We start from the raw sequence: 12,546 nt of genomic DNA on the forward strand, positions 1-12,546 counted from the left end.
ATTAACCTAAGAGTGGTTTATGGAAATATGTAAGAATTTAATTATATATAATAAAGCGCATTGGTTGAAGGCTGATTGGATAATATATCTATCTTTCATTAAATTCGGCGTAAGGTTCAATATAGAAAAGCCCTACCAAGATCTTGGTAGGGCTGATTCATTAGGACAAGTGCATATCAACTAAAATTTTGCATTGTTTTCGATCATTGGCCAATGTTTCAAAGCCTTTCTCGACAATATCACTGAGCGGTATGAGGCTTGTGATGACCTTGTTCCCATCAATGATGCCTCCGGCGAGTAATCGAATCACCTCGGGGAACAGGTTTGCGTAAGCGTATGAACCGGTGATTTTGGCTTCGGTCTTTACAAAGCTGTTCGGACTAAAGGTGACCGGCTGTTCCCACAAGCTCACAACCTTGAATTCCCCGCCTTTTCTCACCGCACTTACGCCGCTCAAGAATGTAGCCTGCACACCCGCCGCATCAAAGGCTACGTCCACTCCTCCGTCCGTCAGCTCCTTGATTCGTGCAACTGCATCGACTTCAACCGGGTTAAGCACGTGGGTTGCACCTAGCTCCAGCGCCTTCTCCCGGCGGTCATCGGATACTTCAACGACGATTATTTCGCTTGCTCCCGCCGCTTTCACCGCTTGCAGGAGCAAAAGACCGATCGGACCAGCTCCAAAGATAGCTGCCGTATCGCCAAGGCGCAGTGTGCTTTGCCGTACCGCATGAACCGCTACGGCCGTAGGCTCGACGAGTGCTCCTAGCTTAACGTCCATTTCAGCTGGAAGCTTGAACGCATTCTCCTCTTTAACTACGGCGTATTCCGCGAACCCGCCAGAAATGGAATAACCGTAACCGCCACTGTTCGAGCACAGATTCGCCATCCCTCTTCGGCAATTGGAGCAATGGCCGCAAGCGATGAGTGGTTCAACGGCCACCTGATCACCGGGCTCCACGGTGGTTACGCCTTCTCCTACTTCAACGACCGTACCGGAGAATTCATGTCCGAGAACCGGCTGCGTGCGGATTGGAAATGTACCTGCTACAAATTCATGCATGTCGCTTCCGCATATGCCTGCATAATCCACTTTGACGAGTACCTTTCCCGCTTCAAGAGGAGGAATGGCTGTTTCTTCAACCCTGATGTCTTTAGTTCCGTATATTTTCGCAGCTCTCATGATGTTATCCCCTTTGCTGTTCACGATGAATGCAAACCGTTCAAGACAAGGCGAATGATATGCTCAGCTGCCTGCGTGGCATTGTCCTCCGCAGGGGGCAAATCGCTGAACACTGGCTCGAGGAACGGGTTCTGTCTGGAAAAGATAACGACCCCCATTACAAAATGGACGGCATGCACAATCGATTCGAACTGAAACACGCCTTGGCTCTTCCCTGATTCCAGTATGGCTCTTAGATGTACCCAAGAAGGATAATAGGCATTTGAAAGCATCTTGAGCCGGGGACTTTGCATCATCATTTCCTGTTGCAGGATATGAATCAGCTCTTCGTTATCGTAACGGTATGCAACAAAACCACGGATAAACGCTTCAAGCGCTTTGATCGGCTCCTCCAAGTTGAAGGACAGCTTAGCAAAATGTTCATTAAGCGGTTCGAACAATGCATAGAGCAGCTTGTCCTTTCCTCCGAAATGGTAGGATACCAGCGCTAATGCAACGCCTGCTTCGTCACAAATTTGCCTGACGCTGGTGCCTTCAAACCCTTTTCCGGCAAATAGCTTCTTCGCTGCGTCTAAAATCTTCTGCTTTACGTCCTTTTCCTGATCCTGTACCTGTTCTTCGTTTACCATTTGACATCCATTACCTGTCTACATGTATTTGCTATTCCAATTATTCGTTAAGTTGATTCTTTAATTTGAACGTTCGTTTTGAACAATTGTTCAAGCAGCTGCGAATTCATTTTACTCCTCGTTTTTATTCATGTCAAATGTGTCTGCACCCTTGGATCAAGAGCCGCGGCCTTCGCCGCAGCCATGCTCCTCGGCTTCATACTATCTCGATCTTCTAGTCTTTATCCATTGAGTGATTCGCTTGGCTCTTCCGATCATCTTAGGGAGCAGCATCAATGCGACGATACAAGAAATGATCAAATACACGATCTGGACTCCATTCTCTTCCGACAACATCTGTTCTACACTCGTACCGATGAGCAGGACAGGCTGCTTCGCATCGTCCCCCGGTAAGTTGAAGGCTTCCAGCTGACCTTTGCTAGCCCTGCCAATTACCGTCACCCAATCTCCAGGGGAGACGGCATAATACCCGTAAGCCGTACCCTTGGGACTTTCCATCAGCAGCGGTCGGGATGAATTTCCTTCGTAAATCAGGGAGACATGTTTAGGATCAACCGTCGCAACATTCAGCGGAAGCCAGTCCGTGTAAAACCTGATCCGTTCCGCCTGAACCGTTACTCCGTTTAACTCTGAACTTCCCCAAGATTGGTGGCTTCCGTTATCATCCAGCTTGTAATCGCAACCACCCTTGCCGCATTCCCAGCGGAATGGCTCTTTCTGGAGCAGAGCGTAACGACCCTGAAGCTTGCCTTCATCCGTATATGCCGCTTCTCCTCCTGCCTGACCTTCGAGACGTACATAGCCAGTCGTTTCGGATGTCAACTGCTGGACCGGCTGAGCTTTGTTTATAATGGTCGTGAGCCGGGCGGAATCCCAATACATTAGAAGCGATCCGAGCAGGATGATCCATCCGATCGCTTCCATAATCCAAAACCAGAACCGATCGAAGCGGGTGTCTTTGGATCGTTTACGTTGTTTTCTCGCTTTCTGCTTATATGTATGGATACCTGTACGACTGGGTTTATCTTTGCGCTTCATGGCCACGGGTTTATCTCCTCCTGTTAACGATGTCAGAGATGACAATGTATCATATACGACTGTAAGATACGCGGGGTTTCAGTCGGCATCAGACCTTGATAGGATATGAGAGCATCCGCTAGGCTATCTTGTTTGAATCGTATATGCATTGTGTATTTGTTGTGTATACATTGTGTTTACAATATGTAGTCACTTAGAGTACAATTGATCTACAACGTTAAGGAGGCTTTTGCCAATGGACACTAATCTGCACATCCGTCTAAACAAAGAACTTAAGGAGAGCTTTCAAGAGATAGCGAAGGGCAATAATACGGACCCTTCTTCTCTGGTTCGCGACTGGATTGGCAACTATGTAGCGGAGCATCGAAAGACGGATGAAGATTCTGCTGCCGAGTTATATTTGGCAGGATTCCAATTGCAGCAAGCACTTGGAGGAAGGGATCATGTCACCAAGGAATTCGCTAAACAATTGCAGGAGCATTCCTTGACGAATCAGAAGGAGTTCACGCAGTTGATCTTGACTACCTATATGGATCTGGATCTTACGATTCCTTCGTGTTTATCCAAGACTTATAAAGGCTACGCTTATTCTCAAATGTTTTTGATGGGCTTGATCGGTGATAAACCTAAGAATTTGGCATAAATCACAATCGCCGTTATTCCTTAATGAAGTCAGAGTGACTTCATCTATTAGTGCAATAAGAGATAATCTCCCCTTTCCTGCTGGCTCAACTTAAAAAACCGTCTACAAGTAGACGGATCGAACAATAGCTCCAGCATTATCCATTTCAATTGCGATTTCTGTGGATTATCAATAAACCCACTTTGTCCTCCAACCGTTCAGGCGGGTTTCGAGGACTTTTTTGTTTTTTTGGACCCTATTTTACGCAATCCGTGCATGCCGAACAACAACAGCGGGAGAATTAATCCGATCGTAATCGTGTACGGAATCCAAGTCTTGTTGTCCCATACCAACTTGTATGGAACATTGGGATAGATGAAGACGGAAACCGCAGCCAGAATCCAACCGAGTGGAACGACCAGAGGCTGATAGTTTTTAATATGAAATATTTGGCTTATGCCTATCGCTATGGCATAGAAATACAAGGAAATCCGATAAAACAAAGTGATAAACCACATCACGGCCATGACTGCCTCAATACGCTGAAGGAAATTGCCGATATTGATTTTTTTTGCCAGCATATAACTTGGATATAGGTTTCTTCCTGTTATATCCGGTCCCAGGACCAAGATGGTTAAGGCAATAATCGTAAACAGCACCATCGCGCCAAATAGACTGCCGATATAAACGGCCTTGTAAGCTTCGGCCGGGCGGTTGACAGCCCCCGGATAGATGATCATCAATACGATATGCGGCAGAAAAGCAATGCTAACGAAAGAGACCGCGGCTGGAAATAGGGGGTTAACCCCCGATTCGAAAATCGGCATAGCATTCTCCCATTCAATCTCTGACAATAATAATAAACTCATGGATACAAACAGAAGAAGAAACCATGGGAAGAGCATTTCCGCTGAACGAGCCAGCACTTCAAGGCCTAAACGAACCCCCAGCACAACCAAGGCTCCAAATAAGAAGATGATCGCCTGAATCGGGGTTTCCGGCAGCATCTGAATCGTCATGAAAATACCGATTTCATGTAACACCGTAGCGGGACCGCCTAGGAACAACGTAAGCAGGAAGAGAACGTTTATCATCTTGCCGATCCATTTTCCAAAAAGCTTCTCGGACAACTGCATCAGATTCGTATCCGGATATTTTTTGAACATTTGCAGCTGCAGCACCAAAATGATGAATCCGAGGCCGGTCCCGACCAAGCAGGCAATCCAAGCATCTTGCTTAGCAATGGAAGCCATACCCGAAGGAACGATAAGAATAGCGCTTCCGATCGTATACATGGCAGTTAATATGCTGACCTGACGCAGTGAAATTTTGACTACGGGCATCTTTCCCGCTCCTTTTCTTATTGGATCAAACCGATGGCAGTGAGCCAATCACTGAGCGGCTTGAATACGACCGTGATCATAGCCAAGGGAGTTGGAATATCGTTCATGACCGTTTGAGTCACGCTAATTCCCATGCCAATGATCATGAGTACCGCGAACCCCCAGATTTCCCTGTGTTCTTTTTCCCGTAGCATCCTCGGCAGCTCCAGCCAGGTTAAGATCACAGCTGAAGCCGCTATAATCGCGATGTTGAGCATGAAATCATCGCCTCATTCCTTGATATCATTTAGAAATGAATCGTTGGTAGTTCCTGTACGCCGGATTTTATAATTCACCTGGATATGGGTCTCGAGACTCGGAAAATATCGGTCTTCCCACTCGTCCTTCATCCCTTTCCACGCCTTCGGGTGCGCACGGCGAAAAGCTTCCCCGAAGCCGAAGATGTCCACTTTATGCTCCGTTTGTACTTTAGCGATAACCGCCTCTAAGCTTTGGGTTAGTCTTTCTTCCATTTGGACTTCGAGGTCTCTTACGGTATCAGGTTGAGACAGATCCAAGCCGCCGCACTCTACTGAGCCGATATTTCCCTCCATATTAATTCGGATATCCATTTCAGGACGGGATTGGACCATCCTTCCCTTCAGCTTCGTTTCGGACCTAAGCGTCTCCACAATAACCTTTCCATCGTTCCGGCGGCAAGGTATGAAATCGACAGAGCTTTTCACGTGCCCCGTAATAAGTCGATACCCTCTGCTATCCTTCTCGTTTAACCATCCAATCTGCTTGTCCCTTTTGAAAACGGCAAGCCCCGAATATTTCAATTGGCTTGGCGTATTAATATTTTCTACATTCTTCTTCGTTTTTCCGATGTCCCGATTCCCTGCTATTATCAATCCTGTAAGCACAGGATGTTTGCCGCTGCTGGTCAAATCACTTATCAATTCATCCAGCGTTACGGCCATGCTGGGTGACCATACCTTCTCGGAGATTTGCAGCGATTCGTAAAGTTTATTTGCGGGGATGGTTTCCATGGGCGTCATGATTTTTAACGTTTCCTCCGCCGTTGCTCCTTTGGTCACCACCAGGTAGAAATCGGGTCTAAATTCATGATCCCTGGATAGCAAGTCCAGAACTTTGGCAATCCCTTCTTTTGCCATCGCCTCATCCATCAGAAACATCCGTAAATGGGAAAAATAAATTTTTCGCGGACTGTTCTGCGTCATCCTCCGTGCGGCTTCAAAAATAGTGTCCCCTTCTGCCGTAAACAATGTAGCCGGCGCTTGGGGACCTCCACTTCTTTTGGCGGTGAGCTGCCCGGGGTTGGCAACCTGGACAGTTAAACGGTAGCGGCCGTCCACCCAGTCCACTCCAGCGGCCACAGCTATGGCCAAATCGTTCAATTCCCTGCGGTTCCAGCAACCGCTCAGAAAAAGCGTGATGACGATATGCAGGAGAATCAACGCCAAGATCCGTTTCATCCATTTCACTCACTTTCCCGCTGGTCTGCAATAATCTATTCCCGCGATTTTTGGGGCGGCGTGCTTTTTCTGCGCTTTTGGTTGTTCTGATTCATCAGTCGGGGGCGACTTAACAGCATCCAATGCGGCAGTCGCAATATCGTATCTTTTTGCCCTTCCGGAATTAACGGCGCGAAAGGCGACATGTACGGGACTCCGAACGAGCGTAGGCTGCACAAATGGAGAATTAGAGCGATGATCCCCACTAAGATGCCGAACAGGCCAAAGGATCCGGCAAGGGCCATTAACGGAAACCGAAGCATCCGAAAAGCAATGGACATATTAAAGGATGGAACGACGAAGCTGGAAATTGCCGTGATCGCAACCACGATGACCATGGCGGGCGAGAAGATCCCCGCTTCAACGGCGGCTTGCCCAATCACCAATGTGCCTACGATGGAAATCGCCGATCCGATATTTTTGGGCAGCCGCACGCCTGCCTCCCGCAGAATCTCGAAAGTAACCTCCATAAGGACCGCCTCGACAAAGGCAGGAAACGGGATCTGCTCACGCTGCCCAGCCAGTCCGAACAGGAGCCTTGTCGGCAGCATTTCGTGATGAAAGGTGGTTATGGCAACATAGAGGGAAGGTCCAAGCAAAGAAATAAATATGCTCAGGTAGCGAAGCAAGCGCAGGAAAGAGCTGATATCCGCGCGCTGGTAGTAATCCTCCGCAGCATGCAAGAAGGAGACAAAGAGAGCCGGAACAACCAGTACAAACGGAGTCCCGTCCACGATAATCGCAATTTTCCCTTCCAGCAGCTCGGCCGCAACCACATCCGGACGTTCGGTATTATAAACGGTAGGAAAAGGAGTTAACGTCTTATCCTGAATCAACTCCTCGATATAGCCGCTCTCCAAGATGCTGTCCACATCGATTCGTCCAAGCCGGGTGCGGACTTCCCCGACAATTTTATCGTTTGCAATGCCGTTAATGTACATCATTGCGACATCCGTCTGCGTCACTCGACCGATCTGTTGCGTTTCCATCCACAGTTGAGGATCCTTGATTTTCCGGCGAATCAAGGCCGTATTCGTTCGCAGCGACTCCGAAAAGGACTCGCGCGGGCCACGGACGACATTCTCCGCCGATGTTTCCATGACCCCACGGTCCTTCCATCCGCGTGTACCTGCCGCGATGCCTCGATTCAATCCATCTACCAGAAAAATGGTGTCTCCCGACAATAAGGAATGGAACAACTTTTTATAATCGGTAATAGACTGAATCTCTTGATTGACGAGGGAAATTTGTTCTAATATCTTTTGCCCGTCGAATGGTTTCGAATGTTCCGAATCATCCCTAACCCGGGATTTCGCAATATCTGCTACGGCCATCATGATGGATTCCGAGATGATCTTTTGATCCGCCAAGCCGTCCGTATAAACGATAGCGATATAGTGTATCTCCTCTTCATCCAGCGGAATTTCCCTGATCACGATATCGGTGCTGTTGCCGAGGGCTGCTCTGATATGGTTTAGATTGCTTTGTATATCCGGGCTTAAGGCATCGGGATCTGTAATCGATGTGTTAGCCGGTAGGGTATCTTTGATGCGGTTTTTGACGGAATAGCCGGTTCTTCTTCGATACCGCATGGGAACATCCTCCCTCTCTCAGATGTTATTCCCCCATTATTACCGAAGAAAACCAGCTGTAAACTTTCATTGGATTGCTTTCATAACAAATACAAATATCCCCCCATAGACACAATGTAGAGTTCACTGAGATCATGATCTCTTTTCTGCCATGAGGGGACAATCGTGTATCCTTAACATTTAATTATTTCATTTCTTGAGCAGGTCTATAGCCTGACTATCCTTAATCGGAATCCAGTATTGTTTGACTCCTATCGTAAGCGGTTGCGGATACTCAAGCGCGTCCTCCCCAAAATTATAGGCCGTAGTGTCTTCTATGGTATCATCTTTAACCGACGTCAGGAGTCCACTGTGACTGCTGCTATCTGGCGATAACCTGCTATGTTTCACCCCCGAGGCATCGGTGAAGCTGTCCTCCAGCCACATCCCGAAGCTTTCAGCTGCATGAGCTCCTTCGAGAATGCGCTGAAAATATACTTCTCCTGCGCCAGCTTCCTGATCGGACGGGAGTATTTGCAGAAGCTCGTCCGGTGCATCGATGATTTGTTTCTTCTTCAGATCAACAACGATGTTCATCTCGTCTTTATTCACGGCCGCGATGCCAAACGCCTTGAATGTGGTCGTATCCAACTGATCCAGCTGGCTGTTCTTGTAAACCAGCGTAACTTTGGCGTCATCCTTTAAGATCGCTTGAGGATAATATAACTTCTCGGTATGCTCCCCGCTTTTTCCGATCAGAACCGGATTCAGCAATTTGAAAATCTGTTTCTCATTGGCGTGGTCATATTCCAAGTCCACATAGGTGTTCAGAGGCGTAAACAGCAACTGGCGAACGTTAATCCGTTGTCCATCTACCTTCAATGTACGATCCGGGTAATAAGCTCGTTCATTGTCTTCAAACATATTGGGTTCGAGTTTCAGAGAGAAATCCATGCTGGTTAAGTACTTCTTACTGTTAGAGTTCAAGGCTCGATCTGACGTATCGGATAAGGTAATATGAATGCTTGCTTTATTCGTATAAGGATCCGTTGGCAAAAGATTCGTGGAATAGGCATAATATGAGTTCTGCCCTGGGGGAATCTGTCCGCTCCCGCTCATATTGGCTATCATGGCTCCAACTGACGGCGTTTCGTAACCTCCGTAATCTAGCGTGAAATCCCGTACGATGATATCTTTGTCACTATGATTAAGCACATTAAAGAGAACAAAGGACTTCCGGCCGTCGGATACAGATCCCAGAATCTCCACGCGATATCCCTTTTTCTCCATGGCCTGGTTGATTGGCTGTATGAGACCTCGTTCAAGCGCGCTCCTCAGCGAGCCATCCTTAATCCTTTCAGTCGGGAACGATTCCAGATTATAGACGCTGCCGATACTGGAGGTCTGGACAAGATGGTCTTGCTTCCCCGTAAATGGAGATCCGTCCATCGTGAACATGAGGAGAGCTGCGGCAGTCATTGCTGCCATGGCTCCCAATCCGTAAGAATACATACGCTTCACTTCGCGTTTCCTCCCCCGTTCCATTCCCCCCCGCACCGCAGTTGAAAGCTTAGACTCCGGGAGGGAATTGGCTTTCTCATTCAACACGGTTGAATCTTTCATAAGTACGCGCTGTTCTTTGTCCAGCATGGTATTTTCGCCTCCCTATCCTTAGACGTAGTTCCGAAGCTGCTTCAGCCCTTCACGCAGCCAGGTTTTAATCGTGCCTTCCGGTTTTCTGAGCACTTTTGCAATTTCTGCCGTAGTCATATCCTGGTAATACTTCAGCATCACGACGTGCCGATATTTTGTCTTCATCCGATCCATTGCCTGCTCAAGATCGATCCGATCATTGCTTTGCATTTCCTGCGCAGCCTCTTCCCTCAATGCCTCCACCGGAAATATGCGTTTTTTGCGCCGGAGCTCGTCCATGCAGCAGTTGATCGTGATCCGGATCAGCCAAGGGGCAAACGCCTGCTCATCCTTCAACTTTTTGCGCTTCATCCAAGCTTTGCAGGACGCTTCCTGCACGATTTCCAGCGCATCGGCTTCGTTTCTCATATAACTGAATGCTATGGAGTATAATTTCCGTTGTTCGCTTGATAAATGGTTGAAAAAAGCTTCTTCTTCCATCTCCTTCGAATCCGACAACTTGACTTCGTTTACCGTATTCTCCACCCCACCGTCCCCCTTTCTTCTGTCTTTGGGTAATGGGAAATTAGCCGCCATATCGTCCACTCATAAAGTAAGACGCGGCTCACCTGAAAATCGATTGATTTTCAGGAAAATTGTTTCGCGGACAAACAAAAAAAACGACATCCAGAAAATCGATTGACCCGGACGTCATTCTTTTAATTGTCATTCAAACTCAGATGCAGGGAATTGCAGGCCCCTCGACGCTTTAAGCAAACGCCGTAAGCATGTTCTTTAAGAACGCCCTATGTCATCATTCGTTTGGAGTTTCTTATGCAAATTGGTCTAACTTCTCATATGAATGTAGCGATTCGCATAGCTAAGAAGAGAAATTTTTGTTCTCCATAACGATTACGGATTCTGTTCCAGACCTCGCGGCTGCAGTTTGTTTGGTATGTAGAACCAGTTCACGGATGTTGCTGCAGCACTGCTTCGCGCCTGCGATTAATAATGGATCGCCTACAAAACTCAATTTTAATCTTTTAGTTAAAAATCCTCCAATCGTCATGACCAATGGAACGGTAGGCGAAGTATTGGAATATACAATCGGTTCTGCGTTCTGATATTTGTCTTGAAGGATCAGGCTCAAATTTTTTAGAGCTGGTATGACTACCTTGGATGAGCCTCTTCCAAGTGTGTATACCGGATTCCCGTTCTCATCCAGCCCGTGAAAAACGAGTTTGCCCATGTCGGAAGTATTGAGTTTATTAAAACAGTCAACCGCCAGAATCTCTTCTGTAGTAAGCTGCCGATGCGTGGGTAATTTATTTAGATGATACGCGGATGCCAGTGAGGTTGTGTGGGTTCCACCGTAATCATTATAAATAAATATCATTTCATATAACCCTGCCTTCATGATGTAATGAGCTCATTATGCCCCATTAATCTATACTATATCCTATTCCTCCCCAATCACCTATCCAGTTTTGCTAGATTCAATATGATCGAAATAAAAAAAGCCCTGAATCTCAGGGCTTTTTTGCATGATTAATTCATCATATAAATCTAAACTTAGTCCAGGTAAACGGCTTTGCCGAGTTTTGCGGATTCGTAGAGAGCTTCCAAAATTCGAGATACGACATAAGCTTGTTCCGGGGTTACGACAGGATCCTTATCCTGATCGATCGCCTCGATCCATCTTCTCATCTCAACATCCGGAGCCTGCTCTTTCTTCCCGTCATAGAACGCCACTCCGCCGGAATTCAATTCGATCTCGTTGGTGTACAGACGACTGAATTTCTCGCCGTTGATGCGAAGACCGTTCTTCATGTCGGCTCCGCCTTCCGAACCGCTCAGCGTACATTTGGCTTCATCGATATCCAGCGTATTGAGCGCCCAGCTGGATTCCAGCATAATGGTCGCGCCATTCTCCATTACAATCATACCAAACGCGGAGTCCTCGACCGTGAATTTTTCCGGATCCCATGGTCCCCAAGCATTTGCCGCGTTCTCTTTGCGAGACAATTCATGGTAAGTGGTACCGAGGACGATCTTCGGTTTGTAATTATCCATCATCCAGAGGGTCAAATCGAGAGCATGCGTACCGATATCGATAAGCGGCCCGCCGCCTTGTTTTTCCTCATCCAAAAACACGCCCCAAGTTGGAACCGCTCTTCTCCGTACGGCATGAGCCTTGGCAAAATAAATATTTCCGAGTTCACCGGCTTCGCATACTTGTTTCAGGTAAAGACTGTCTTCACGGAATCGGTTATTGTATCCGATCGTCAATTTCTTGCCTGTGCGCTTCGCGGTCTCCATCATTCGCTTGGCATCCGCAGCCGTTTTTGCCATCGGCTTCTCGCACATGACATGCTTACCTGCTTCAAGGGAAGCAATGGAAATTTCGGCATGCGAGTCATTAGGCGTCAGAACATGAATGATATCGATGCTTTGATCCTGCAGCAGCTCTTTATAGTCGCTATACACTTTAGTTTCCTCAATCCCGTACTTGCTAGCAGCAGCTTCTGCCCGATCAAGGACGATATCACAGAATGCCACGAGCTCCACGTTGTTCAATCTGCTTAAGCTCGGCAAATGCTTCCCATTTGCGATACCGCCACAGCCGATAATTCCGATACGATACACTTTAGACATGAATCATCACCATCACTTTTCATTAATTTTTAATCACACTTCAAATATAAAGTCCTGCCTATCCATAACGCCTTAAAGAGCAGGCGGGCTTTTATGTATGTAATTCTGCCACAACATCTCTTCGGTCTCCGGATATGAACTTAGCTGCCATGACATCCACATATAAGGTATCACATCTCACTCATTTTTTTAGTCCAACTATGCGACAAATCATATATAAAATTACGACATCCTTATGAGAAGAACATCATTAGGCAAATGGGGCTCTTACTGCACACGATCCATAGTTTACATAATATAAATTATGAAAAAATTGAATTCTATCATGTAGCATGAGGGTGCCTGCGCATGGATTC

The 12,546-nt window shown here is 47.1% G+C and carries 12 protein-coding genes; 1 reads left to right on the forward strand and 11 read right to left on the reverse strand.

Features of this window, described 5'->3' with window-relative positions:
* Positions 1 to 160 precede the first annotated feature (160 nt).
* The 3 genes from M4D81_RS16455 to M4D81_RS16465 all read right to left on the reverse strand — a co-directional run bounded on the left by M4D81_RS16455 (position 161) and on the right by M4D81_RS16465 (position 2,856).
* Positions 161 to 1,183: a 2,3-butanediol dehydrogenase gene (locus tag M4D81_RS16455; protein WP_260067336.1), complete on the reverse strand. Its 1,023-nt coding sequence runs from the start codon at positions 1,181 to 1,183 to the stop codon at positions 161 to 163.
* A 20-nt stretch (positions 1,184 to 1,203) separates the two neighbouring features.
* Positions 1,204 to 1,812, reverse strand: coding sequence for a TetR/AcrR family transcriptional regulator (locus tag M4D81_RS16460; protein WP_260067337.1), 609 nt, complete (start codon positions 1,810 to 1,812; stop codon positions 1,204 to 1,206).
* A gap of 201 nt (positions 1,813 to 2,013) precedes the next feature.
* Complete coding sequence (locus M4D81_RS16465; protein WP_260067338.1) at positions 2,014 to 2,856, reverse strand: hypothetical protein; 843 nt, start codon at positions 2,854 to 2,856, stop codon at positions 2,014 to 2,016.
* A gap of 229 nt (positions 2,857 to 3,085) precedes the next feature.
* Between M4D81_RS16465 and M4D81_RS16470 the strand changes: the two genes are divergently transcribed.
* Positions 3,086 to 3,493 carry a hypothetical protein gene (locus tag M4D81_RS16470; RefSeq protein WP_260067339.1) on the forward strand — a complete coding sequence of 136 codons (408 nt, stop codon included), beginning with the start codon at positions 3,086 to 3,088 and terminating at the stop codon, positions 3,491 to 3,493.
* A 197-nt stretch (positions 3,494 to 3,690) separates the two neighbouring features.
* Here M4D81_RS16470 and M4D81_RS16475 read toward each other — a convergent pair whose 3' ends face one another.
* The 8 genes from M4D81_RS16475 to M4D81_RS16510 all read right to left on the reverse strand — a co-directional run bounded on the left by M4D81_RS16475 (position 3,691) and on the right by M4D81_RS16510 (position 12,190).
* Positions 3,691 to 4,815 carry a GerAB/ArcD/ProY family transporter gene (locus M4D81_RS16475; protein WP_260067340.1) on the reverse strand — a complete coding sequence of 375 codons (1,125 nt, stop codon included), beginning with the start codon at positions 4,813 to 4,815 and terminating at the stop codon, positions 3,691 to 3,693.
* Positions 4,816 to 4,832: 17 nt separating this feature from the next.
* Positions 4,833 to 5,072 carry a hypothetical protein gene (locus tag M4D81_RS16480; RefSeq protein WP_071224003.1) on the reverse strand — a complete coding sequence of 80 codons (240 nt, stop codon included), beginning with the start codon at positions 5,070 to 5,072 and terminating at the stop codon, positions 4,833 to 4,835.
* 12 nt (positions 5,073 to 5,084) lie between these two features.
* Positions 5,085 to 6,293 carry a Ger(x)C family spore germination protein gene (locus tag M4D81_RS16485; RefSeq protein ID WP_260067416.1) on the reverse strand — a complete coding sequence of 403 codons (1,209 nt, stop codon included), beginning with the start codon at positions 6,291 to 6,293 and terminating at the stop codon, positions 5,085 to 5,087.
* A gap of 35 nt (positions 6,294 to 6,328) precedes the next feature.
* Positions 6,329 to 7,924, reverse strand: a complete 1,596-nt coding sequence (locus M4D81_RS16490; protein WP_260067341.1) for a spore germination protein — start codon at positions 7,922 to 7,924, stop codon at positions 6,329 to 6,331.
* A 189-nt stretch (positions 7,925 to 8,113) separates the two neighbouring features.
* Positions 8,114 to 9,553 carry a DUF4179 domain-containing protein gene (locus M4D81_RS16495; RefSeq protein ID WP_260067342.1) on the reverse strand — a complete coding sequence of 480 codons (1,440 nt, stop codon included), beginning with the start codon at positions 9,551 to 9,553 and terminating at the stop codon, positions 8,114 to 8,116.
* Between the two features lie 21 nt (positions 9,554 to 9,574).
* Positions 9,575 to 10,036 (reverse strand): sigma-70 family RNA polymerase sigma factor, encoded by a 462-nt coding sequence (locus tag M4D81_RS16500; protein WP_260067417.1) that lies wholly within the window; start codon positions 10,034 to 10,036, stop codon positions 9,575 to 9,577.
* Between the two features lie 379 nt (positions 10,037 to 10,415).
* Positions 10,416 to 10,931, reverse strand: a complete 516-nt coding sequence (locus M4D81_RS16505) for a DUF3189 family protein (protein ID WP_260067418.1) — start codon at positions 10,929 to 10,931, stop codon at positions 10,416 to 10,418.
* Positions 10,932 to 11,107: 176 nt separating this feature from the next.
* Positions 11,108 to 12,190 (reverse strand): Gfo/Idh/MocA family protein, encoded by a 1,083-nt coding sequence (locus M4D81_RS16510; RefSeq protein WP_260067343.1) that lies wholly within the window; start codon positions 12,188 to 12,190, stop codon positions 11,108 to 11,110.
* Positions 12,191 to 12,546: the final 356 nt, after the last annotated feature.

It is taken from the genome of Paenibacillus sp. p3-SID867, assembly GCF_025142895.1.
In the GTDB taxonomy this organism is placed as follows: domain Bacteria; phylum Bacillota; class Bacilli; order Paenibacillales; family Paenibacillaceae; genus Paenibacillus_AQ.

Coding starts and splice junctions, on each gene's coding strand:
- M4D81_RS16455 (WP_260067336.1), bottom strand. CDS start 1,183: ATGAGAGCTGCGAAAATATACGGAACTAAAGACATCAGGGTTGAAGAA.
- M4D81_RS16485 (WP_260067416.1), bottom strand. CDS start 6,293: ATGAAACGGATCTTGGCGTTGATTCTCCTGCATATCGTCATCACGCTT.
- M4D81_RS16505 (WP_260067418.1), bottom strand. CDS start 10,931: ATGATATTTATTTATAATGATTACGGTGGAACCCACACAACCTCACTG.
- M4D81_RS16470 (WP_260067339.1), top strand. CDS start 3,086: ATGGACACTAATCTGCACATCCGTCTAAACAAAGAACTTAAGGAGAGC.
- M4D81_RS16480 (WP_071224003.1), bottom strand. CDS start 5,072: ATGCTCAACATCGCGATTATAGCGGCTTCAGCTGTGATCTTAACCTGG.
- M4D81_RS16490 (WP_260067341.1), bottom strand. CDS start 7,924: ATGCGGTATCGAAGAAGAACCGGCTATTCCGTCAAAAACCGCATCAAA.
- M4D81_RS16495 (WP_260067342.1), bottom strand. CDS start 9,553: ATGCTGGACAAAGAACAGCGCGTACTTATGAAAGATTCAACCGTGTTG.
- M4D81_RS16500 (WP_260067417.1), bottom strand. CDS start 10,036: ATGGAAGAAGAAGCTTTTTTCAACCATTTATCAAGCGAACAACGGAAA.
- M4D81_RS16460 (WP_260067337.1), bottom strand. CDS start 1,812: ATGGTAAACGAAGAACAGGTACAGGATCAGGAAAAGGACGTAAAGCAG.
- M4D81_RS16510 (WP_260067343.1), bottom strand. CDS start 12,190: ATGTCTAAAGTGTATCGTATCGGAATTATCGGCTGTGGCGGTATCGCA.
- M4D81_RS16475 (WP_260067340.1), bottom strand. CDS start 4,815: ATGCCCGTAGTCAAAATTTCACTGCGTCAGGTCAGCATATTAACTGCC.